We start from the raw sequence: 24,645 nt of genomic DNA on the forward strand, positions 1-24,645 counted from the left end.
TCGATTGTTTAACCTTTTATAATTAAATTGGATAGTATGTGACAAACTGTTCAATCTAATTATTGGAATGGAGAAAAATTATGGGTAGATTCAATTTTCAATCGGGGACAAATTTTGAATATGCTTCCCCACAGTCAATGTACAGTGATTATAAACAAAAAAAGATTCGTGGTATTTTAGACTATCAAGCAAACATTTTAGATCAATATATTAAAACTAAAAATGAAAATAGAGATGTTACCTTAGAACTTCCTACAGGAAGTGGTAAGACATTGGTAGCATTGATTCTCGGTGAATATTTAAGAAGAAAGAATCAACAAAAAGTGGTTTATGTATGTCTCAATAATCTATTGGTTGAACAAGTTGCAAGAGAAGCCGAAGAAAAATATGGAATTAACTGTCACACCTTTGTTGGGAAATTCAGCGAATACAAGGATGATGAATTTATGGATTATAATAATGCTGAATCAATTGCAATAACAAGTTATAGTGTGATTTTCAATAAATACAGTAGATTCAAAGATGCTAATGTATTGTTCTTTGACGACGCACATAATGCATCACCATATGTTATCAGTAATTGGACATTAAAAATTGAAAAATCCAGTTATCAAGGTCTATTTGAAGAATTAGTTGATATTTTAAAAAATACTATTAATACTGACACCTATTCTCATCTAATGGGCACAATAAGGCCAGATCCCCACTGGGTCGATATGTTGCCGTTACCTTCATTTGATAAAGTCGCTTCAAAATTATTGGGTACTATTTCAGCATCTAATGAAATAACAAATAACAGTGCAAATCATTTCGCCTTAGATAATATTCAGGATCATTTTTCAGCATGCAATTTATTCATGAATGAGCACAGTATTGAGATTTCTCCACAAATTGCGCCTTGCGACACAATCGCAAGCTTTCACAATGCGGAACGAAGAATTTATCTCTCAGCAACTATAGGTCAAAGTGGTGAAATTGAAAGAACATTTGGAATTCATGATGCCACTCAAATTAAACTAAATCCTGATGAGATTCCAAGGATAGGAAGAAGGATGTTTGTATTCCCCAACCTTAAGTGGAGTAAACTAAATACACAAGAAGAATTATTTAACAACCTGCACCTTGAGAACAAAAGATCTGTTGCACTAGTTAAGTCAAAAAAAGAGGAAAACCATCTTCAGACTATCCTTGAGAAAAACAATCCCAGCTTAACCTCTTTCGACGGACTTAAATTACAAAAGAATATACGAGATTTTGCGGTTAAAGAAAATGTAATTGCCATTTTAGCGAACAGATATGATGGAATAGATTTTCCAGATAATATGAGTCATTTACTTCTACTAAAAGATTTACCAAGATATAAAAACTTACAAGAAATTTTTTTCTCAAGTAAATTAAAAGCTGCTCCTTTACTAGATGAGGCATTAAAAAATAAAATAACTCAAGCAGTTGGAAGATGTACTAGAGGGACAAATGATTTCTCTGTCGTTGTTGTCGAGGGAAGAGACTTGGAAAGTATATTATCTGATATTAATAAACGAAAGTTATTCTCTCCTGAGCTTCAGGCCGAAATTTCTATTGGAATGCAAGTCTCAACTCAAGCAGATGATTTTAATGATTTAATTGGAATATCCAAAGATCTAATGAATCCAAAAAGTAAAATATGGTATGAGGTCAATGAAGGTATTATTGAACTCAGGAACAAAAAACTAAATGATATTAAAGACGATGCTGACACTTTAATTTTAAAAAAAATCTCAAAAAATGAAGTTAAATTTCAATATTGCTTATGGAATGGTGCTACAAAAAAAGCATATGAAATTAGTAAATCTATTATTTTAGACCTGAAGAAATGTCAAAATGAGACATTGGAAGGTTTGCAAATGTATTGGAGATATTTAAATATTGCAATGTTGTATAGGATTGAAAATAATCATTTCAAGGGTAATTTAATTACTCAACAAATTAATAATTTGTTAGAAGATTCATATTTACTGCCCTGGTTTAAGTCGCTCCAGTACAGTTTTAATGTAAATGAAACACAATCAATTGATTCATTTAATGATTTGCGTATCGCAGATATGATAAATAATATTGAAAAAAATATTTCTAGTTCCGATTATGGTTCCAATTCATCCAGTCGTAGTAAAGCCTTTGAAAAGCAATGTGCTGAGATAACTTCGGGATTATCTCTATCAAACTACGATCAACAAGAAAAAGTAAAAGATCGAGGTATCAAATTTGAAAAGGCACTTACAAATCTTGGAAATGTGCTTGGATTCTTGACAAAGAATTCTACAAATTCAGCTGCACCTGATCCATGGTTCTATCTGGATGGAGGCACAATTGTTGTTTCTGAAGTAAAGTTATATGCAAATTACAAGCCAATCCCAGTGAAACATATTCGAGAATCCAGGGACCATCCTCAATGGCTCGCAAAAAACGAAATCGTTAGTTCAACAAGAATAATCAATGTATTGATATCTAATACCTTAAGTATCGAACCAAGTGCTAAACAATTGGTTAGCTCTTCTATAAAATATATTAATACGGAACAATTGCAAAAATTTGCAAAACTTGCGCTATCAACAATCAAGGAAATAAATGAGTTATATACAACAGAGGGAGATATTAGCTGGAATAAAAAAGCATCCTCCATAATTAGCAATAGCGTTATTAATCCAGCATCACTGGAGGAAAAAATAAAGAATTTACCACTTGTTAAAAACTTATCAACTGGATCTAACTAAAAATTTTACATACTGATTCCACTGATAATATTAACCACTTCCAGTATCGTGAATTTAAGAGCACGAAGTATTTTCATTCAAACATTTCATGTTTTAATCTAATATTATTATGGAATTTGCTAACAAAAGTTTACTTTAATGGAAAATACATTTATAATTAAATTTATAACAAATAAGGGGGTAAATTATGAAGAAACTAAATATTTCATTACTCGTTGCAGTAATAGCATTGTCATTTGGTGCGAGTAATCTTGCAGTATCACACGCTTCTACTATGGATACTGCAGATTTGAGTTATGTTTCATCCATCAGTAATATTAATGAAACTAAATATAACAATGAAGGTAATATTTCCAACGGTTCAATTCTCCGCATAAAAGATGACTCGCCAGTATATGCTTTAAAAGATGGTCGATTTGTATTAACAAATAGAGTCATATCCAGTGGTACAGATTGGTCTGTCGGCAGTACAGTTGAGACTTCCGCCAAATACCAATATTTTCAAATATCTAACAATGAATTTGTGAAAAATGGCATTAATATTGATTTGATTCAATTTTCAACTCTATTTCAAACACAAAGTTAGTATTCCATTTTGTTTAAAAATTGATTCGATTATTGGTTTTCATTTATCTACAATCTTTTCATGACTTTAGTTCATGTAAATTCATTGATTCAATAACAAGTTTCTTAATTTATTCATCGAGGTATAATGATTACAGCTATCGTCAGCCCTCTTTGTATCAGATACTTGACACTACGTAATATACTGTACTCTGCAAATCAATTGGTTATTTAAGTTTTGTATTTGAATCTAACTGTTAATATGTTCATCGTATATGAATTTAAATTATTAAAATTTATCGATATTTTGTCACATCATTCTGATGTGACATTTTTTAGCTATTATTGAGAGTGTTCTTATTTTATTATTAATGCATCTAATTTGACTTCCAGTCATATTACATTGATACTCAAACATTCGTGACAATTTGCAGATGGGTATCAAAAATTATTGAAATCATTTAGATCATTGTCCAATGTTGTTATGCTACGAGTACAACTCATACTATTAGTCTGAAATTACTAATTCAATAAATTATAATTTGATCTGTGAAATTTAAAGTGTAAGAGAAATAATTTCACAAATATTTTTAAAATATTGAACAATAAAAAAACTCTTATACTGTTATCATGTAGCAACAGTATAAGAGTTCGTCAACGTAATTATCTTATAGTATATGAACATGTGGCTGTAAATTCATTTAATGCAGCATATGGACTAACAGGGAATACATATCCCCTTAAGACGCCAACGTAGTTTCCTTTTCCACCAGCTAAGAATGTTTTGTCGTAAGATATTGAACCGCCAGTTTGACGATAACTATCTAACTTAACCCCATTCATGATGACATCAAGATTTACTCCCATTGGAATACTTGAATTTATTACATAAAATCTATATTCAACAGTATTGTTGCCAATATAGTACACATAGAATTTGTAAGAGAAAACTCCAGCTGGAATTGTGTTTCCTCCTTGTGTTGAAGATCCGTAATTGGGAGCTGAATGTGACTGTGAGCTTCCAGAACCAGAACCATCATTACGACGATTTGTAAAAATCAATGAAGATGTTCCCGTCTTGCTTGCAAGGAGCTTACCTCCGCCATTACTTGCAGACTGAACATCTGTCGTATATGATGCATTGTTAGCAACATAGTTCTCGGTTGGGTTAATGTCAGCCTTTACATTTAATCCACCAATTGTCAAAAATAACAACACGGTACTAAAAACGGTTGCGAATAATATCGAAAAAATTTTTTCATAACTTTCCCCTCTTTAAATATAATTTTTTTAATACATTGTTATCATATCATAAATTAATTTTATATTAAATATTTATTTTCTGACAATGCTGTATCGTTGAGTACATAATATTTTTGTTTGGAAGACAAAAATACTTCAATAATAAACCCAATTGTATTAAAAAATTATAAATGTAAACCATTAACAATGGTTAGTCCAAATCGGTAAGATAATCTAATTGAATCCCGGACTTTTTAAGAACGCAGCATACAAAGCCGATGCAAACTCAAAGTAGTGGTTCAAATTACTAGTATGAGATATTGTGTAAAAACTATAACTACTTGGATTTATTTCAAGTGAGATGGAAAAAGGAATCAGACTTTTCCAAAGATCGTAATTTGTACTCATTAGTTTTTTATTATTTAAAGGATCACTAAGGAATGATCTTAATGCTTTTAATTCTGATAATAATTCCTGCCCCAGCGGAGTATAGATTTGAGTACTAAAAGTTATTTTTTTAGTTAAAAGTACGCTGAAAAGACCAAGTGATGAAAGAGCAATTGAAATCCATAATGATTCAGCAAAAAAAATCAACGTAATGGTTACAAGTAAAATGGTAATTATCATCCAAGCAAAGATTGAAACTTTCAACATCCCATGTATTCTCGTTTTATTATTATCTACGTACTTACTTTTTCCAATCGCAACACGATATGTCCACTTAATAAACTCAATTCTTAATTTTTTATCGGGAAATTCAGAAATATCTTCCAATGTTACTTGTTTACCATTTCCAACTTCTTCCATGAGGAACCTTAAAAATTCATCGTTAGGATTGTTTAGAAAAACAATAACAAACTTATCTTCAATTTGATTGACTTCAACAGTATTCTGTAAAACCAGAAATTGAGATATTAAGCAAGATAAATCTGCATGATCATACCCAGTATAGAGAATTTTTGCCATCACTGGATTGACGTTCGGAACACGTACCCACTTTTCGTAATCTTCAACATTGTATTTTATTCTATAAGAGTGATTGAAAGTAAAATATAGCATTATTATTGACGGTATTGAAACTATCATGATGGAAAAAAAACATATGAGTATAAACATCTAGATTCCCTTCAAACAAACAATTTCATTAGCTATTCGTAGTACTTTTTACGGTGGCCATATCTGTGACATCTGTGCCCCTCAACCATGCATTTGTACCAATTCTGTAGTATTTAACATTGGCAGTCAAATTGATTGACCGTCGATCTGTAGACCATTTAGTATCAGCACTAACATGGTCTGTAGTTGGATTTCCATAGTCGTTATAGATCATAGCGTTTGAGTTTGCTCGAATAATTTTACCATGAAGAAATGTTGCCCAAGGTAAAATATCAGTTGCCAAAACGTAACCATCAGTTGAAACATGGAAATAATATGTACCATTAATAATAGCCATAATATCTGAGTACCAATCAGTATTTGGAGCTAAACGAACATTTGTGTATTGTTTTCCATTCTTTGAATAAATGTTAACAAAATTGTCAAGTGTACTAACACCACCACGTAAATCAACAAATGTATAGTTATTTGTTTGAGTATAATCTTGAGCGGCATTTCCGGTGTTTCTTTCAGAATTTGATAAATCATATTTTGAAACATTAGAATAATCATTGTCATGTGTATAGTAATATTTATTTCTGTCTAAAATTGAACTTCGTTCTGCATAATTATCATCATTGCCCATTTCTTGTGCGACATAGATAACTCCCCCTGACGTTATGGTAACCCCAGTACCCATGAAGCCTACATAAGGATTAAGAAGGTTCTTTCTGTGACCATAATTAGGATCAGGATCATTCTTTTCTTGATAGAATTCCTTAATGACGCCTTTAGCAATTGTCGAAGCATTACCATCGATATTTGCAATAGGCATTAAAAGGATATTTTCTTCTGCATCTTGGTTGTATGGTGCCATTGGAATAGCACTCCATCCTTTGTGGTAGTCGAGACTATTTGCATCGGAAAGTGTATCGGCACGTTTCTGAGCATAAGTATCAAGAAATCCAATGTCAGTGAGTGGATTTAATCCATTTTGACTGCGAAGTCTGTTTGTTTCATTAATAATCTCTGACTTGATTGCTGCAACATCATAACTAGAACTTGCTTGAGTAATAGCAATGTTGTTCGTGTTATTAGCATTGTCAGTCTCTTGACTCGATCCCTGTTTGACGTTATTTGAAACGTTTGAATTTGATACTTCGCTTGAATTTGCTTGTAAAGCATCGGTAGTTTCAGCAAAAGTAGTCGTAGCATTAGCAACACTTGTCCCCATAACCAGCATTGTCGAAAATAGAACGGCAATTTTCTTTTTAGTTGAAATCATAATATCCCCCATCTCAATTGGAAAAGTAACTAATGTAATTTTACCCTAAAATGTATATAAAAAAAGGTTCGAACCGAAAATTTGTTCGAATCTTTTTCTGTTAATATTCTTGACTATTTAAGATCTGTCGAAGTCACGTATCCAGGCAATTGCCAGTGCATTCTTTCCTAAATGAACACCAATAACTGGACCAAAATATGAACGATCAACAGTTAAATCAGGATATTTCTTTCGTAAATGTTCCGCCCATTCGTCACCAGATTTTTTATCATCAGCATCAATAACTAATAATCGCATTGGATAATCTGATTCTTTAAGAGCTTTTTTGAGCTTGTCCTCAGCCTTGAGTTTGGCCTTCTTCAAGGATCTTACTTTATCATAGGCAACAATATGATGACTTACCGAATCAAATTCAAGCATTGGCTTGATATTCAGCATAGTCCCAATTACAGCTGAGGCATTGGATAAGCGTCCACCTTTGACTAGATTTTTAAGGTCATTTACTACAAAAGACTCACCCATTGTATTTCTCAAGACATTTAATCTTGCGATAATATCATCAAGTGGTTTGTTTTGTTGTGCCATTTTTGCTGCTTCTTGGACTAAATATCCCATCAATCTAACAGTGATCCAAGAATCATAAACAACCACATTAATATTATCTACAGTCGAGGCGGCACTTTTGAGGTTATTAACGAATCCAGAAATGGAACTTGCCAAGTGAATGGAAATAACGGCATCATAGCCTTTTTGAGCTAAATCATCATATAATTTAAGCATTTCACCAATTGCAGGTTGTGTTGTAGATGGAAGTTCTGGTGATTTTTGTAATAATTCATAAAATTCAGATGTTGTAATATCGATATCTTCTCGATATGTTTTGTTATTAAAAACTACTTCAATTGGTACAATAGTAATGTCGTATTTTTCAACTATTTCTTGAGGCAGATAAGATGTACTATCAGTTACGACGGCAATTTTCATATATTTATCAATTCCTTGTTTTGGTCACGTATAATGAGTATAACCATTTGATTATATCATATTAAAGGCATATTATATTTAACGCACTCTAAAAAGTAAATGGTTAACAAACAGTATAGATTAATAAACCATTCTTGAATAGAACGAATTTTATATAAACCATTATAAAAAATAGAATTAGAAATAAGAGGTCACTAAATGTCATTTGACGGTATGTTTACCCATTCAATGGTAAACGAATTAAATAGAACGTTAAAAGGTGGAAGAATTTCGAAAATTCAACAACCTTTTGCAAACGAATTAATTTTGACAGTTCGAAGTAATCGTAAAAACGAGCAACTTCTATTGTCAGCACATCCTAGTTATGCAAGACTACAAGTTACAACTCAACCATTTGCCAATCCCGCAAAGCCATCAACTTTTGTTATGTCTTTAAGAAAATACATTACAAGTGCAATTGTGCAAGGATTTAGACAGTTGAACAATGATCGAGTTGTTATGATCGATTTGAGTGCAAAAAATGAACTAGGTGATATTCATCAATATACACTCACGATTGAAATCATGAGTAGACATAGTAATATCTTTTTGATCAATAACGAAACTAATAACATCGTTGATTTGATCAAACGTGTTTCCCCAGAAAATAATAGTTTTCGAGGACTACTACCCGGCGATACTTATCAACTCCCACCTTCACAAAACAAGATGAATCCTTTTACTGCCACTAAAGAAGATTTCGAAAATTTGGATGATGCCAATGCAATCAGAGAAAAATTTGAAGGTATTGGTTTGGATACATCTGATGAACTTGAAGAGATTATGAAGAAAAATGGAGATCCCATTGAGTTTATCAATAATTTTGATGAACTGATCTCGGCAAACACTGCTAATCTTCACAAGAATAAGAAGTTGGGATTCTTCCCGATTGAATACAAAAATACCACTGATATCATTGGATACTACCCTACTTTAGGTCAATTGCTGGATAACTATTATCTTGATAGAGCTAGAATAGATAGAATCGAACAACAAACTAAGAGTATTACTCATAGATTAAGTATTATCCTGAAGAAAGATAAATCGAAAATCAAAAAGCTCAATAAGCAACTTGAGCAAACCAAAATTATGGATCAATATAATTTATATGGCGAGTTGTTGACCACTTACATGTCGAAGATAGAACGTGGAAGTAAATCTATCATTCTAACCAATTATTACAATAATGAAGAAGTTAAGATTGCTTTGAATCCTGAATATTCTCCATCTGATAACGCTCAGAGTTATTACAAACGTTATCGTAAGTTACAAAATTCAATTCCACATATCAATGAACAGCTCGAAATAACAACCAACGAAGTCAACTATTTAGATTCTGTTCTGGCATCTTTGGAATATGTCGATATTGAAGACGTTGATGGAATTATTGAAGAACTTGAAGAATCAGGTTACATCAAGAAGAAAAAGAAGAATCAACGTCGTAAGAAGAAAAAGACTGTCGGTGAGAAATTTGAAACTTCTACTGGAATTCAAGTTATTGTAGGTAAAAATAATATTGAAAATGATAAATTAACGATGAAACTAGCACAGAAGAACCATTATTGGCTTCACGTTAAGGGAATTCCAGGTTCACATGTTATTTTGGAATCTAGTGATCCTGATGAACAATCATTAGTCGAAGCTGCATCAATTGCTGCATATTACTCTAAAGCTCGTGATTCAGCAAAAGTTCCCGTTGATTATTTACAAGTTAGAAATATTCGTAAACCGAATGGAGCAAAGCCTGGTTTTGTGATTTTTGAGGGTCAGAAAACTATGTTAGTTGATCCAGATAGAAATTTAGTTAATAAACTAAAAGTTGACACCAAATAAAAATATCAATCCAAATTAAAATGCCCTACAACTGTTAGACAAAAATTCTAACAATTGTGGGGCATTTTTTAGTAATCTTTTATTTCCTCATTTAGAAGTGTTTGTGTCTCTTTAAAATCAAATGTTTCAAATTTTTTATCGTTGATGGTAACTAGGTATTCGTCATCATCATTATAGAATATTTCATCAATATCCATTCCAATTTTAAACTTATTACCTAAGATCATTTTTACAAGTGTATCGATAACATGAACGGAACTTGCTAGTTCATGTCTTATTATGTCACCGTTCATACCTTCAGAAATCAACGTAACTAACCAATGTCCATTACTTTTTACTAATTCAAAATTAAAGACATTTATTTGGTTATTGTCAGACAACTCTTGTTTAACTATTTCCAGAATTTCATTCTTTTCTGGCTGAGTTAAAAAGTTGTTAAACGAACTAATTTCGTAACTTTTATCATTGATTGATTTTCTAAAAATTATTGATGGTATCGTAAAATTATCACCGTCAGAGACAACAATAATTCTCATTGTCGTCTCCCCTTTTACGTCAAGTGACTTGATTTTCTTTGAACTTATTTGGAAAACTTCATTATTTTCAACATCTTCTGCCGACAAAGTCTCTGAAAAATCAATAATTTTGAAAACAGATTCATTAGGTATCAAATTTAAATGGCGTAATTCCATATGAGGATCAGCAATCTCATAAGCGATATCGCGGATTTCCAATGGAGTACTCCAAGGTTCACGACCCACGATAACTGCTTCCAATCCATTTTGGTTGATTGATTTGACCAATTGTAAAAGAACAAATTGTCTGACCATAATATTCTTTTTTGAAGTAATAATTGGTGATCTTACAACAATTTTTTTACGATCTGTCATTTCAATATCATTACTGATACCACTAGTTACAAAATAATTTCTGTTTTCGAAATTTTCTGATGCAACTGAAATCGACTTTTTACTTTTAACAACCGATTTCGTTACTATTTCATCTCGATCTAATAAGACTTTGCTGTATCCGACACCTTTCACGCCCATTTCCACGAGTCGTTCAATGTTTTCTTCGTCGACAGCATCATCTCTAATGATCGCACTGTTTTCCATGATTCGTTTTAACACGACAAGATAAGGCATATTTATTCCCGTCACTTCAGAAAGTACCGGCAACTCAAAATCTCGTCTAATCGCTTCAAGTAGAACATCTAGCATCCAACTAGTCGGGTGAATTATTTTTTCGAATAATTGATCATCATCTAGTTTGTGCAACTGCTCGTATCTGGTCAAATTATCATTCAATTTATCGTTTAATGGTCCTTTATTGAAGACTTCTTCAATACTGAATCCATTGACTATGATACTTGAATCAGAAGTTTTACTAGGACCGATGTAACGTTGCTCTTTAGAATTCCATTGTGGAAATCTTGAAGTAATGTGGTCCATAAATGGTTCTTCGGCTCCGTTAAAACTATTTCCAGAGTCCAGCTGAAGTTTGTCTAATTGATATCCGAGATTTAATTCAACTGCAACGGTTGCTAACGGATAACAAGTAGCGTATTCCAAGAATTTTGTTTCTTCACTCATCCTAGGAATGAATTCTGTCAGGTAACACTCCCCTGTTTTATGATTTAACGCGAAGTGAGCCGTGCAGACTCCAACGATATCAAAGACTCTTGCTAATTTAATTGAATAGTTTCTTAGCTTTTGTAATTTTGAATCATTCAATGATAATGCTGGTGAAACCAAGTTGGAATCCAAATGGTGAATACCAATAGGTTCAATATCTTCAATAGTTCCAATCAATGCAGCATTATCAAATCTATCTCGAACTACAGTCATGGAGTATTCACTAAAGCCTCGGATACTACGTTCTATTTCAATCTTGGTAGTTTTGTCATCCTCTAATGCCATGAAATTATCAAGTTCAAACAGATTGTTGATATTTGTCCAACCACTTGAATGACGGTTGGAGAATCTTCGTCTTGCTATGATTGGAAAACCGATCGAACGAATGAAATCATATAATTCGTCTTCATCGTCAGATGAAATAAAGTTGATGACAGGCAGTTTATTTTGATTTAATTTGCTGATGAACAACTCACGTTTGAATGTTGCCAAAGCTGCAAAGTAACTCGTACCTAGGACTTTAGTAGTCGAAATTTTACCATTTAGACCAGAAACTATACCTAACGCATTCCGATCGCCGACCGTTGGCAAAATTGCATCAGGTCTGAATTGATTAACGTAATTAAGAACATTTTCACCATTAACTTTTTCAACTACAACACGATCAAAGAAATCTCCAGAGGACAATAAGGCAGTTGGGTTTTCAACGATTATCGTCGTTTTGTATCCGAGCTTATGCAAAATATCCGCTGTGTCGTAGAGTGCAGTAGATAGATCAACGTTTTTATCGCTGTTGGTTGGTCCAATAATCAATATGTTATGTATTCCACTTATTGCCAAACTATCTACTCCAATCTTGATGATTGATCGAGTCAATCAAATCTATAAACTCATCAAAAACATAGTATCCATCTGTAGGTCCAGGTGCGGCTTCAGGTTCGAAAAGAACACTCATAATTGGTAAATATTCATGTCTTATTCCTTCGATACTACCATCGGACACACAAATATTAGTCACAATGAAATCCGATGAACCAATCGATTTTTGATCGATCGTGTATGAATGATTGTGATTAACAAAGTCTATTTTCCCACTGGCTACTTCTTTGACAGCCAATGAAGATTCATGATGTGGATGAGTCAGTCGTGTTATTTTGCAATCATTAGCAATTGCAATCAATAAACTACCCAATCCGATTCCTAAAACTGGAAATTCTTTTTGAAGAACTTTTATATTTTTAATTGTTTGTGTTAAGTCATTGGGATCTCCAGGTCCATTTGAAAAAATAATCCCATCTGGATTTAGATTAGCAATTTCTTCTGGAGAAGCATTATAATTCACGATTACCGAATTGCAGTCTCGGTATGATAACTGTCTCAAAATAGAATATTTCAATCCCAAATCAACAATGACCATTTTCGTACCAATATTGGGATTGGGATATGATTGCTTAGTTGAGACCTGTTTCACCAAATCTGGAGGTAGAACTAAGGCTTTTATTTGGTCAATTGCATGTTGGTCATGCGTATCCATGATACTAGCTTTCATTTCACCATTATCATGAATATATCTGGAAAGTGCACGAATATCTACACCCTTGATTCCAGGAATCTCAAGACTTCCGACCCACTCCTCAAAAGGAATTGATCCGTCTACTGTCTCTGAAATACTTGAACCAATTACAACTCCCTTACATTGAGAATTGATTGATTCGTAGTAATCACGATTGATGCCAGAACTTCCTACTCCAGGAATAGTAAAAGCCATGATTTGACCTTCAGCATCAGGATCTGTCACTGATTGCTCGATTCCAGTTCGATTATTCGAAACTACTAATTGACCTGTGGTAATTGCAGAAGAACCAAATCCTTCACCAGGAAAGACTTTTCCATCTTCTAAAATTAAATAACGTTTCATTATGTCACTCCAATTGATTATCTATTCAATTTCGACTTTATCTTCGCCATCAATTTCTTTCATGAAGACTCTGATTTTTTCACGTTGTGAAGTTGGAATGTTTTTACCAACAAAGTCAGCTCTGATAGGTAATTCACGGTGTCCCCTGTCAACTAAAACAGCAAGTGAGATTTTCTTAGGGCGTCCAGAACTCATTAAAGCATCCATTGCAGCACGAATGGTACGGCCAGTATAAAGAACATCATCTGTAAGAATTACGTGCTTATTAGTGATGTCAAAATCTAGCGGAGAGGCCTTAACATCCCCAGTATCATGTTGATCATCCTTGTCATCGCGATAAGGAGTGATATCTAATTCAGCAACTGGAATACTAATGTTTTCGAGTTGCTTTAAGCGAGATTCAATTCTATGTGCTACAAATACACCTCTCGTTTTTATCCCAACTAAAACTAAATCCTCAATTCCTTTATTTCTTTCAATTATTTCATAAGTTATTCGTGTCAATGCTCGGGTCATAGTTTGACCGTCGATAATTTCTTTTGCCATTGAAGTTCTCCTTATCCAAATAAAGCACCCACAGCGTGAGTGCTCTATTTATTTAATCTCACATATCATAATTTTAGACTATAATACGTCTAATTAAGTGTCAACCGCGCAATTTGTTGAGGGTGTCAGTAAATATCTTCGGTGGCTCCACAGTAAACTCCATCCACTCTTTAGTCCGTGGATGTTCGAATCCTAAAGTTTTTGCGTGTAAGAACTGTCCATGGCCATTTAAAGTATTCTTTGGCCCATATAATGGATCTCCAGCTACTGGATGACCAATATACTGCATATGGACTCTTATCTGATGTGTTCTACCAGTCTCAAGGCGTAATTTTATCAGTGCATAATCTTCAAATTGTTCAATGACCTCAAAGTGAGTAATAGCTTTGCGACCATCATCAACGATTGCTTGTTTTTTACGATCACTTTTAGAACGACCTAGTGGTGCGTCAATGATTCCTTTTCGTTCCTTAAAATTACCGTGAACTATTGCAACGTATTCTCTTAGATTAGTTTTTTCTTTTAACTGATGCATCAATGATTGTTTAGCCAAATTATTTTTGGCGATCATCAATAGCCCTGAGGTATCTTTATCGATTCTATGAACGATCCCAGGACGGATCAAATCATCATCATTGATTTTACTGTGATATAAAATTGCGTTTACCAGCGTACCATCAGGATGACCTGCTGCGGGATGAACAACCATTCCTTGTGGTTTATTTACAACCATAACATCCTCATCCTCATAGACTACATCGATCGGTATGTTTTCTGGAACAGCTTCTATTGGTTTCTCTGCTGGAACGGTAAACGTAACTACATCGCCATTTGAAACTTTAAAGCCGGTCTTTTTGATTACTGAATCATTGACCAAGACTTCTCCGTCTTTAATAAATTTTTGAATCTGTGATCTAGAGATATCTGTGACTTGCTCACTAATAAAGTTATCTAGACGGCCTTTTTTCTCTTCTTCATATTTTAAAGTATATTGATTATTTGTTATTATTTTCACCTGCTGTCGAACGGAATAAATAGATTAAAAGTAGGATCACTCCTACGGTTATGTATGTATCAGCGAGATTAAAGATAGGAAAATTCATAAAGTCTAAGCTGAACATATCAATTACATAATGATGTGTGAAACGGTCGATCGCATTCCCGATCGTCCCAGTAAATAGTAATAACAGTGAAAAACGATATAAGTATTCATTCTTATTAGATTTAATAAATAAATACAGCAGTACTATCACCGCAATGATTGTCACAATAAAGAAGAAAAGCATTTTTCCTTCTAGCATGCTCCATGCGGCACCATTATTAGTAATATTCGTTAATGACACTATACCGGGAATAAACTGATGGGATCCAAATGCTGGAATATTATAGTGAACGTACATTTTTAGAGCTTGATCACCTGCAACTAAAACAATAAATACAACTGCATAAATAAATGGCATTAAAATAACCCACTTATCTTGCCGGCATTATCGACATCCATATTCAATGCAGCTGGTTCTTTTGGTAAGCCTGGCATCGTCAAAACGTTACCAGTTAGAACGACAATAAATCCTGCTCCAAGTTTTGGAATCAGACTTTTGACGTGTAAAGTGAAGTCTTTTGGACTTCCTAATTTTTTGGGATCATCACTCAACGAATATTGTGTCTTTGCGATGCAAACTGGCAGGTCGTCCCAGACATTATCTTTTAAAGTTTGCAGTTGTTTTCTTGCTTGTGTGGAATATTCAACATTATTTGCTCCATATATTTCGGAGGCGATCGTAGCAATTTTTGCTTCAGTGGTTTGGTCATCATCATAAAGTCGTTGATAATGTGACTCTTTTTCAGTAGCTTTAATAACTGTTTTTGCCAAATTAAGTCCACCGGCACTACCCTTGTGATGAATCTCAGTTAATTCAACGGGAACACCGACTTCATCACAGAGATTGGTTAGCAATTTGATTTCATTATCGGTATCTGTAGCAAATTCATTGATCGAAACTACAACTGGAATTTTGTAGTATCTCATATTGGTGATATGACGTTTTAGATTTTTGAAGCCTAAAGTCAAAGCATTCAAGTCTTCATTTTGTAAATCTGCTAATTTTTGTCCACCATTATATTTAAGTGCACGAATCGTTGCGACGATTACGATTGCATCAGGAGCATGCTTTAATTTTGGAGTTACAATATCCAAGAATTTTTCCCCACCAAGATCGGCACCAAATCCACCTTCAGTGACAGTATAATCGCCCAACTTCATGGCTAACTTCGTTGCTAAAATACTGTTGCAGCCATGTGCAATATTTGCAAAAGGACCACCATGGATGATTGCTGGAGTGTTTTCCAACGTTTGTACCAAATTAGGTTTTAATGCATCTTTTAATAGCATCGTAATTGCGCCTTGTACGCCGAGATCACGGACAAATATTGGTTTTCTGTCATAAGTGTAAGCAACTAAGATACTGGAAATACGCTCTTTTAGGTCGTCAATATCTTGAGATAAACAAAGAACTGCCATTAGTTCACTAGCAACTGTTATTTCAAAATGTTCTTCTCTAGGAATTGAATTGATAGGTCCACCAAGTCCCAAAACTATATTACGTAACGAACGGTCATTGATATCTAAAGCTCGTTTCCAAATAATACGTCTTGGATCTATGTTCAATTCATTTCCTTGATGTAAATGATTATCGATCAATGCTGCTAAAGTATTTACGGCACTGGTCAACGCGTGCATGTCGCCGGTAAAATGTAAATTTATATCTTCCATTGGAACTACTTGAGCGTATCCACCTCCAGTAGCACCACCTTTCATTCCCATAACTGGACCTAAAGATGGTTCTCTCAAAGCTAGAACTGTTTTTTTACCAAGAGCTTGCATTGAGTCTGCTAGACCGATGGCAACGGTCGATTTTCCTTCACCCGCGGGTGTGGGATTGATCGAAGTTACCAAAATCAATTTACCATCATCATTTTTCATAGCTTTTGAAATTCCATTACCTGACACTTTAGCTTTGTAGTGTCCATAAGGCTCTATATCTTGTTCATCGAGCCCAACTTTTTTTGCAATTTCAGAAATGTTTTTCATCTTATCATGTTCATTTAGTTGTGCAATTTCTATATCACTTGGAAATGCCATACTTATTCACCCACTCTTTTTCTTAAATTCGAAAGGATCTTTTTAGTCGATGTGACCTTGACTGGAAAATAATCACGGTTATCAAAGTCGATTTCTATTTGCCACTTGTTAGTAGACTTGATTGTTACGTTAGAACGATCAAAACTTCTCGTTTTGTGATAATTAGGTTCTTTAATGATAACTTTGGAATCTGTAACTTTTATCCAAGAACTTTTAATAATGTAATAAATATAGGCTAGGCCAACGATCCAAATGACAATTGGAAGAAAGCTGAGGCTCATAATTTCTAATTGCAAAACCACACCTAAAAAGATGATAATAAGTGCGAAAGACCACAAAACTATGCCCCAGGCGCCAGTTGGCTGAATGTAATACTTTTTCGACATAAAATACCCCCGAAAGGTTTGATTGAATGATTAAATTGTACACCGATGCCGGTTTAAATACTAACTTAAACTTAGCTGCAATCAGCTATGTATTTACCAATAATAACAAAGAATATGAACATGTTCAGCAAGAAAAAAGTCAAGACAATCATTACCTGGAATTTAAAGCAGTAAAAGTCGCACTTTTGAAGTTGATCGAGTTGGATTTTACTGATGAGATTTTGCAATTATGTAGTGATAGTCAAATCGTCGTCGATAGTATTTCCAAGAACTATTCAAAACATTATCAGGAATCTGTAGATGAGATACTTCCCTTGCTAGATAAGTTTCCAAGTTACTTTGTGAAACATATCTCAGATAAGGAAAATAAAGCCGCACATTCGTTGATACATCAAGAATTGATCCATTTAAGGAATTAATCACTAATTATTATTAAATCCTATGAAACTGTGCTATCATAAAATCGCTTACAATTTTATTCATTCAAGGAGGATCTTATTAATGTATTACGTTCTTATGAAAGATCGCGACATTCGTGATAATTTAGCTACTGAGCAATATTTGATGAACAACGTTGAATTTGATGAACCACTAGTTCTTTTCTATATCGAAGGACCATGTATCATTGTTGGTAGAAATCAAAATACTTTGGAAGAAATCAATAGTGATTATGTCAAGGAACACAATATTACTGTTACTCGCCGTATTTCTGGTGGTGGAGCTGTATATCAAGACCTTGGTAACTTATGTTTCAGTTTCGTGGTAGATTCGAACGATAAGAATTTTGGTGATTTTAAATCATTCACGCAACCTATTATTGATGCATTACATCAAATGGGAGCAACTACTGCTGAAGTTTCCGGAAGAAATGATTTATTAGTAGATGGTAAAAAATTCTCTGGAAATGCTATGTATTCAAGAAACGGTAAAACATTCTCACACGGTACACTTTCATTAGACGTTGATTTGAATGTCTTGACTGATGCATTGAATGTTTCAGCAGATAAAATTGCCTCAAAAGGTATCAAATCTATCAGAAGTCGTGTTACAAACTTGAGACCTTACCTTGCCAAAGAGTACCAAGATTTAACTACTGAACAATTTAGAGATCGTTTACTTTTGGAATTATTCCACGTTGATAATCTTGAAGATATCAAAGACAAAGAATATGTTGTTTCTCCTGAAGAACAAAAAGAGATCGACAAAATCAAAGAACAATATTACTACAATTGGGATTGGGTTTATGGTCAATCACCTAAGTTCACTGCCAAGCAACGTAAACACTTTGACATGGGTACTGTCGATGTTCGTTACAATGTTGAAGAAGGTAAAATCGAAAATGTCGAGATTTATGGTGACTACTTCGGTATGAAGGACACAACAGACATTAAGGAAAAGCTTACTGGCGTTAAATTTGATCATGACAGCATTTTAAGTGTACTGGATCAATTCGACCTAGACAGTTATTTCAAGGGAATCCCACAGGATGAACTTGTAAAATTATTTACTCCATAAAATTAAATTACGGAAAACTTGAGGAAACTTACTCAAGTTTTTTTATTATCAAGGGAGATCAATCATGTATTTTTATCGAATGAAATCAAAAGATATTCGTGATAACCTAGCGACTGAACAATATTTGATGAATAACGTTGAATTCGACGAGCCGTTAGTACTCTTTTACATTCAAAAGCCATGTATTATTGTCGGTCGAAATCAGAATACACTTGAAGAAATAAATTCTGAATACATCAAAGAACATAATATTACCGTCACACGAAGAATATCAGGTGGTGGCGCTGTTTATGATGATTTAGGAAACATCAGTTTCAGCTTCGTAGTTAATTCTGATGATGATAACTTTGGTGATTTTAAGAAGCTAACGAAGTCAATTATTGATGCATTAAAAGATATGGGAGCAACGACAGCAGAAGTTTCTGGGAGAAACGATTTGATGGTCGATGGCAAAAAATTCTCAGGAAATGCCATGTATACCAAAAATGGGAAAATGTTCTCTCATGGGACCTTAGCTTACGATGTCGACTTGTCCGTTTTGGCTGATGCATTAAATGTCCCGGCTGATAAAATCGCTTCGAAAGGCATAAAATCAGTAAAATCTCGTGTAACCAATGTCAAACCTTATCTCAAACCAGAATATCAATCACTTACTACCGAGGAATTCCGAGACAAATTAATTTTGGAGCTCTTCCATACTGACGATATGTCAAAAATTTCTGATAAAGAATATCAACTGACTGATAATGATAAAAAAGCTATTCAGAAATTGAACGCTGATTTTTATTATAATTGGGACTGGGTTTATGGAAAATCACCTGATTTCTCTGTAAAAAATCGTAAGCATTTCGATATGGGAACCGTAGATGTCAGATATCAAATCTCACAAGGAAAAATTAAATCTGTTGAAATTTACGGAGATTACTTTGGGAAAAAGGATTCTGAAACGATAAAACAGAAATTAGTTGGTATCCCCTACTCTAAAACATCGATTGAAGAAGCTTTGAACGACTTCGATCTGGATGAATACTTCAGCGGTATTCCTAAAGATGAACTTTATAATCTATTTACAAACTAAAATAGACTCAATACTTAGATTAATCTAAGATATTGAGTCTATTATTTTTTCGTTATCATCACTATGATAAAATAATTTCATGTGAGGGGTACTGACATGATTAAGATTGAAAACTTACAACAAAATTTCAAAATGGTTGATATTGCATCTGAAACTAATCTAAACGATTCAGATCGAACAGAATTGATTGAGACTTACGGTCTTACAAATGAAATTCTCGATTACGCTGATGATGTTAATGAACGAGCTAGATTAGAATTTGACGAAAACAACCAAATTTGGTTAGTTGTTTATTATGTTCAAAATGAAAATGACAAATCAAGTGCATCCAAAAGTACGATGCCGATATCAATGGTTATTAAAGACGATAAATTATTTTTATTTACAAATAAATATACTCACTATGTACGTGATTATGTTCTGAAAGCAGATTCACATTATAGTCCAATTATTAAAGACCGAATCTGGGCATTGATCTTCAATGCTTTTGATAGAATTGCTGACGATTTTAGCGATGAAATTAATGACATCAATGTTCGTCGCAACAGGATCCAAGAACATATTGAGCGTAGGAAAACATCATATAAGCAAATCATCAGTCTTTCAAAACTTCAAGATTTGATGATATATGTCAATACTGCCATCAACAGTAATTATACTGTTGCAAGACAAATTGACGTGATTGCCAACTCTAAAGCAGAGACAGTAAATTTGGCTGCCAAGACCAAAGAAAGATTGCATGATTCAGTTGTTGAAATCGAGCAATTAAGGGATGAAGCTGCCTTGGCATCAGACATCATTGATCGTGTTTCAAACACAAGCAATAACATCTTGAATAATCAAACAAATACAACCATGAAAATATTGACGGTTTATACGATTGTCCTTAGTATTCCAACAATTGTCTCGGGATTTTACGGAATGAATATGAAACTTCCGATTGCCGATAAACAATGGTCATGGATATTCTCGATCATTATAACGATTGCCATGATCATCTTTGTAATTTGGGACCTACACCGTCGGGATAGCCTTTAATTATCTTTCTTTTGCCCAGAATTGATAATAATCGGTTCTAATAGAACCGTTATATAATTTGCGTTTCTTTGTGGCTCTTTCTCCGAAATACTTTTCGAATTCCAAGTCACTAGTTACGATGTACTTGCTCCAAGAGTCGAGTGGATTGAAGACGTCACCCATTTCCTTGTAAAGCTTTCTAACGCCTTCCATATCACTCATACGTTGACCATATGGAGGGTTGGAAATGATTACACCGTCGCGACCTTCAATTTTTAGATCTTTAACGGCAATTTGTTTAAAGTTGATATCGTGCAGCACTCCAGCACCGTGAGCGTTCAATTTAGCGAGATCAATCATAGAACCATCAATATCACTAGCAAATATATCCAATTTTGGAGCACGCTGAACTTCTTTAGCTGCTTCTTTTTCTTTTTCTAAAATCTTAGGATCCATCCAGTCGAAACCTTCAAACGAAAACTTACGTAAGGTTCCAGGTGCTACATTTTTAGCCAATAATGCGGCTTCGATAGCGATTGTTCCAGAACCAGTTGTTGGATCAACGAATGGCATATCATCATGCCAGTTTGTTAACAGAATCAGTGCTGCAGCAAAGTTTTCTTTCATAGGTGCTACACCATGCTCCAAACGATAGCCACGTTTATACAATGAATCACCAGTGGTATCGAGCGTTATTTCAGCAACATCTTTATGAATTCTAGTTTCGATTTGGAAAGTTGCACCAGATTCTGGTAATCTTCCACGTCGTTTATAAACATCTGCCATCTTGTTTACGATGGCTTTTTTTGTGATTGCTTGAATATCACGTTCGGAATGTAATTTCGATTTGACTGTTCTAGCCTTGATCGGAAAAGCAGCATTTAATGGCAACCAGTAATCCCAAGCGATTGCATTGACTTTATCAAATAGTTCCTCGAAACTTCTAGCTTCAAAAGTATCGATCACAATTTTGATTCTATCTGCGCTACGTAACCACAGGTTCGCTTTGGCAATATCTTCATACTCACCTTCAAAATAAACCTTACCGTTTTCCGTAGTTGTCTCATAACCTAAATCTTGTAATTCTTTTGTGGTTATTGATTCAAAACCACTCGACATAGTTGCCATTAATTTCATAAAAATCCTCTTTTAAAATGCAAATTTTTTGTACAAAAAAAGGACGAACACGTCGTCCCTTACCTAGTAAATTTCTATAAGCCACGTTCTGTTCATGTACCGGCTCGGTACTCCGATACAGTTAGTAATCATCTATCTACAATTAAGCCTTCACAGTAGATTCATTTCTCGTTATGAAGCGCCCCTACCAAAGTTTGGGTTGCCCGCTCGTGGGGTTTACCTCGTTCCACCATCAAAGTTTCCCTTGATGCTACGTCTCTGTGGCACTTTCAAGCTAGTAACACATAGTATAACCTTAGTGCTTTCACTGCCGTTACCATAAGGTACCTTGGCTTATTGGGCCAAGCGCGAACACTACAAGCATCTCAGCTCGTGCGGGCGTGGACTTTCCTCAGCCTAGATAACTAGGCCGCGATTACTCAAAATTTACCAATGCGAATATTATACCTAAAATTGACCCATATTTCCATTGTTATTTAGATTTGGGTTAAAAGAATTCATATTTTGACGACTATCGTCAAAATGATTAGGACTCATATTAGGATTTTGGCTAGACATACTTTGATTGTTCAAGCCTTGATTTGACATTGATCCAGGATTGATTTCGTTATGTCCACTTTCAAAGTTTCCACGACTAGAATTCATGCTGTTTGGAACAGCAGCTGATGCGAATTGTTTAACTGGATCACTACCACTGTCTTTTACAGCGGAGTCATTAGGAATTCCATTAGCAAAATCACGACCAAAAACATGCTTCTCAAGGTTAGAAATTCTTCTGAGAATATCATAATTAGTTGAAGCATCTGTTGCCTTTGGTTGACTAGCGTTCATACTTGCCATTGATGCGGCCTTAGGTTGAACAGGAATGCTTCTGCCACTTCTTTGTCTGGATGTTGCTTGTTGTGTATCGTTGTTGCTTGTTTGTGCTTGAGCACCAGAATTGATTTGGGATTGAAGACGATTATTTTCTGACTTCAAACGATTCAACTCATTTGAATAAGCTTCGTAATCTTTAATGATACCATCTAAGAATTGATCAACTTCAGCTTGGTCATAACCACGCATCTTAGTTTTGAACTCTTTTTGTAAAATATCATTTGGTTGGAAATTTAAGAAAAATTTGTCCTCGTTACCATTTGGTTGACCTTGTGGATTAAATCCGTTGCCGTTCATTTGATTCATGTTGTTCATTATTTGCACCCCAATTGTGTTAAATATTTATCTCATAATATATATAATAGCTATTTTTCGGACATCATGTTAGCAAAATCTTGCATTGCATCGAAATCTATCAATTCAAGTGAATAATCATTCCCCTGTTCCTGATAATTCTTCATTGCATCATAATCATATTTAGGCTTGCCCTCATTGTCTGGATCGTAAAATATCAGTGAGCCATCAGTATGTTTTAGCATAAAACTTTGCCAAGTCCTTAGCTGTATACCTGAATGATAACCTAAAGTAGTAAGTTTATTGACATAGTCCGCATTTCTTAAAAAAATATTTAGTAATGACTGGTTTTTCTCATTCCATTGGCCGCCAAAGTTAGAAAATGGCAACATAACTGCATGTTTGATATTATATCCTTTATCCTTTAAAACTTTAACTGCTTTTCCAACAATTTGTTCAGTACCAAGTTGTGCACCAGTCAAAATCCATTCCATACCATCTTCAGCATAATTAATGAAACGTTCTTCAAGGAATTTTTGAATCACTTTTTCTTTTGGATCATCAGGTTTAAAGATTCCCAGTTCATATGAACGGTAACCTGTTACCCATAAATTTTTTATCACGAGGAACCTCCTTTAATTAATATTTCAATCAACATGGTATAATTCTGAAAGTAGGAGTTGATATATTGAATTTTAACTATCCTGACGGACGCAAGTTTCAACGAAGTCAGAAGCCAGCAAAGCTCTCTACCTCACAATCCAAAAAGATACTTTTTGGTGACCGTGGTATGCACCTTGAAGATGAAATTAATGAAAGTAACAAGTATTATAGGGGACACGATATTGCGGTAATATATAAAAAACCGACCCCTGTCCAAATTGTAAAAGTAGATTATCCTAAGAGAAGTCGTGCCGTTATTAAAGAAGCATATTTTAGGCAGGCTTCTACAACCGACTATAATGGCGTATACAATGGTTATTATATCGATTTTGAAGCGAAAGAAACAACTCAAAAGAGTTCCTTTCCGCTCAAAAACTTCCACCAACACCAAATAGATCATTTAAGGGCGTGTGAAAAGCAAAACGGAATCTGTTTTGTGATCATCAAATATGTTGCCTTGAAGCGATACTTTATCATGCCAGCAACTAAGCTTTTTAAATATTGGGATGGGCAAAAACATGATGGTCCCAAATCTATTCAATTGTCAGAAATAGTAAATGATTCTTATGAAATTACACCAGATTATAACCCAACATTGCCTTATATTGATATTATAAATAAATTAATTGAAAGCAGGAAGGAATAAC

At 34.1% G+C, this 24,645-nt stretch carries 21 protein-coding genes, 1 other RNA gene and 1 pseudogene; 8 read left to right on the plus strand and 15 right to left on the minus strand.

The window, feature by feature from the left end:
* Positions 1-80 precede the first annotated feature (80 nt).
* Together EKM63_RS01100 and EKM63_RS01105 are read left to right on the plus strand one after the other, a co-directional pair.
* Entirely contained in the window at positions 81-2,750 is a 2,670-nt protein-coding gene (locus EKM63_RS01100; protein ID WP_125702867.1) for a DEAD/DEAH box helicase family protein, read from the plus strand.
* Positions 2,751-2,937: 187 nt separating this feature from the next.
* Positions 2,938-3,336, plus strand: a complete 399-nt coding sequence (locus tag EKM63_RS01105) for a hypothetical protein (protein ID WP_125702869.1) — start codon at positions 2,938-2,940, stop codon at positions 3,334-3,336.
* A gap of 641 nt (positions 3,337-3,977) precedes the next feature.
* Here the strand turns inward: EKM63_RS01105 and EKM63_RS01110 are convergent.
* From EKM63_RS01110 to EKM63_RS01125, 4 genes are all read right to left on the minus strand, one after another.
* Positions 3,978-4,520, minus strand: a complete 543-nt coding sequence (locus EKM63_RS01110; protein ID WP_125702871.1) for a hypothetical protein — start codon at positions 4,518-4,520, stop codon at positions 3,978-3,980.
* 270 nt (positions 4,521-4,790) lie between these two features.
* Positions 4,791-5,672 (minus strand): DUF2207 family protein, encoded by an 882-nt coding sequence (locus tag EKM63_RS01115; RefSeq protein WP_125702873.1) that lies wholly within the window; start codon positions 5,670-5,672, stop codon positions 4,791-4,793.
* A 28-nt stretch (positions 5,673-5,700) separates the two neighbouring features.
* Positions 5,701-6,936 (minus strand): CAP domain-containing protein, encoded by a 1,236-nt coding sequence (locus tag EKM63_RS01120; RefSeq protein WP_164504876.1) that lies wholly within the window; start codon positions 6,934-6,936, stop codon positions 5,701-5,703.
* A gap of 117 nt (positions 6,937-7,053) precedes the next feature.
* Positions 7,054-7,920, minus strand: a complete 867-nt coding sequence (locus EKM63_RS01125; RefSeq protein WP_125702877.1) for a DegV family protein — start codon at positions 7,918-7,920, stop codon at positions 7,054-7,056.
* A gap of 198 nt (positions 7,921-8,118) precedes the next feature.
* On the opposite strand from EKM63_RS01125, the gene EKM63_RS01130 reads away from it, so the two are divergent.
* Positions 8,119-9,792 carry an Rqc2 family fibronectin-binding protein gene (locus EKM63_RS01130; protein WP_125702879.1) on the plus strand — a complete coding sequence of 558 codons (1,674 nt, stop codon included), beginning with the start codon at positions 8,119-8,121 and terminating at the stop codon, positions 9,790-9,792.
* A 68-nt stretch (positions 9,793-9,860) separates the two neighbouring features.
* On the opposite strand, the gene EKM63_RS01135 is transcribed toward EKM63_RS01130, so the two are convergent.
* The 7 genes from EKM63_RS01135 to EKM63_RS01165 all read right to left on the minus strand — a co-directional run bounded on the left by EKM63_RS01135 (position 9,861) and on the right by EKM63_RS01165 (position 17,418).
* Entirely contained in the window at positions 9,861-12,302 is a 2,442-nt protein-coding gene (locus EKM63_RS01135; protein WP_225418238.1) for an ATP-binding protein, read from the minus strand.
* Positions 12,268-13,344: a carbamoyl phosphate synthase small subunit gene (locus EKM63_RS01140; protein WP_125702881.1), complete on the minus strand. Its 1,077-nt coding sequence runs from the start codon at positions 13,342-13,344 to the stop codon at positions 12,268-12,270. Before EKM63_RS01140 ends, EKM63_RS01135 begins: the two co-directional genes overlap by 35 nt.
* A gap of 21 nt (positions 13,345-13,365) precedes the next feature.
* Positions 13,366-13,890: a bifunctional pyr operon transcriptional regulator/uracil phosphoribosyltransferase PyrR gene (pyrR, locus tag EKM63_RS01145; protein WP_125702883.1), complete on the minus strand. Its 525-nt coding sequence runs from the start codon at positions 13,888-13,890 to the stop codon at positions 13,366-13,368.
* A gap of 100 nt (positions 13,891-13,990) precedes the next feature.
* Complete coding sequence (locus EKM63_RS01150) at positions 13,991-14,905, minus strand: RluA family pseudouridine synthase (protein ID WP_125702885.1); 915 nt, start codon at positions 14,903-14,905, stop codon at positions 13,991-13,993.
* Entirely contained in the window at positions 14,886-15,350 is a 465-nt protein-coding gene (lspA, locus tag EKM63_RS01155; protein ID WP_125702887.1) for a signal peptidase II, read from the minus strand. Before lspA ends, EKM63_RS01150 begins: the two co-directional genes overlap by 20 nt.
* Entirely contained in the window at positions 15,350-17,032 is a 1,683-nt protein-coding gene (locus EKM63_RS01160) for a formate--tetrahydrofolate ligase (RefSeq protein WP_125702889.1), read from the minus strand. The genes lspA and EKM63_RS01160 overlap by 1 nt, the downstream gene beginning before the upstream one ends.
* Positions 17,033-17,034: 2 nt before the next feature.
* Positions 17,035-17,418: an EbsA family protein gene (locus tag EKM63_RS01165; protein ID WP_125702891.1), complete on the minus strand. Its 384-nt coding sequence runs from the start codon at positions 17,416-17,418 to the stop codon at positions 17,035-17,037.
* A gap of 26 nt (positions 17,419-17,444) precedes the next feature.
* Here EKM63_RS01165 and EKM63_RS01170 point away from each other — a divergent pair, with 26 nt between their 5' ends.
* From EKM63_RS01170 to EKM63_RS01185, 4 genes are all read left to right on the plus strand, one after another.
* Positions 17,445-17,837 carry a reverse transcriptase-like protein gene (locus EKM63_RS01170; protein WP_125702893.1) on the plus strand — a complete coding sequence of 131 codons (393 nt, stop codon included), beginning with the start codon at positions 17,445-17,447 and terminating at the stop codon, positions 17,835-17,837.
* A gap of 82 nt (positions 17,838-17,919) precedes the next feature.
* Positions 17,920-18,933: a lipoate--protein ligase gene (locus EKM63_RS01175; protein WP_125702895.1), complete on the plus strand. Its 1,014-nt coding sequence runs from the start codon at positions 17,920-17,922 to the stop codon at positions 18,931-18,933.
* A gap of 64 nt (positions 18,934-18,997) precedes the next feature.
* Complete coding sequence (locus EKM63_RS01180; protein WP_125702897.1) at positions 18,998-20,011, plus strand: lipoate--protein ligase; 1,014 nt, start codon at positions 18,998-19,000, stop codon at positions 20,009-20,011.
* Between the two features lie 96 nt (positions 20,012-20,107).
* The gene (locus tag EKM63_RS01185; RefSeq protein WP_125702899.1) at positions 20,108-21,049 is read left to right on the plus strand and encodes a magnesium transporter CorA family protein; all 942 of its coding nucleotides are present in this window, start codon (positions 20,108-20,110) and stop codon (positions 21,047-21,049) included.
* Here the strand turns inward: EKM63_RS01185 and EKM63_RS01190 are convergent, their stop codons facing one another.
* From EKM63_RS01190 to EKM63_RS01205, 4 genes and pseudogenes are all read right to left on the minus strand, one after another.
* On the minus strand, positions 21,050-22,171 hold the full coding sequence (locus EKM63_RS01190) for a THUMP domain-containing class I SAM-dependent RNA methyltransferase (protein ID WP_164504887.1): 1,122 nt from the start codon (positions 22,169-22,171) through the stop codon (positions 21,050-21,052).
* Between the two features lie 66 nt (positions 22,172-22,237).
* Positions 22,238-22,592: RNase P RNA component class B (rnpB, locus tag EKM63_RS01195), an RNA gene on the minus strand.
* 526 nt (positions 22,593-23,118) lie between these two features.
* A pseudogene (locus tag EKM63_RS11585) lies at positions 23,119-23,230 on the minus strand (DivIVA domain-containing protein); the annotation flags it as partial.
* Positions 23,231-23,406: 176 nt separating this feature from the next.
* The gene (locus EKM63_RS01205) at positions 23,407-23,958 is read right to left on the minus strand and encodes a DUF1273 domain-containing protein (RefSeq protein WP_125702902.1); all 552 of its coding nucleotides are present in this window, start codon (positions 23,956-23,958) and stop codon (positions 23,407-23,409) included.
* 65 nt (positions 23,959-24,023) lie between these two features.
* Between EKM63_RS01205 and recU the strand changes: the two genes are divergently transcribed.
* A complete protein-coding gene (gene recU / locus EKM63_RS01210; RefSeq protein ID WP_125702904.1) occupies positions 24,024-24,644 on the plus strand; it encodes a Holliday junction resolvase RecU in 621 nt (206 codons plus the stop codon).
* The last annotated feature ends 1 nt before the right edge of the window (position 24,645 follow it).

It is taken from the genome of Companilactobacillus mishanensis (assembly GCF_003946505.1).
GTDB lineage: Bacteria > Bacillota > Bacilli > Lactobacillales > Lactobacillaceae > Companilactobacillus > Companilactobacillus mishanensis.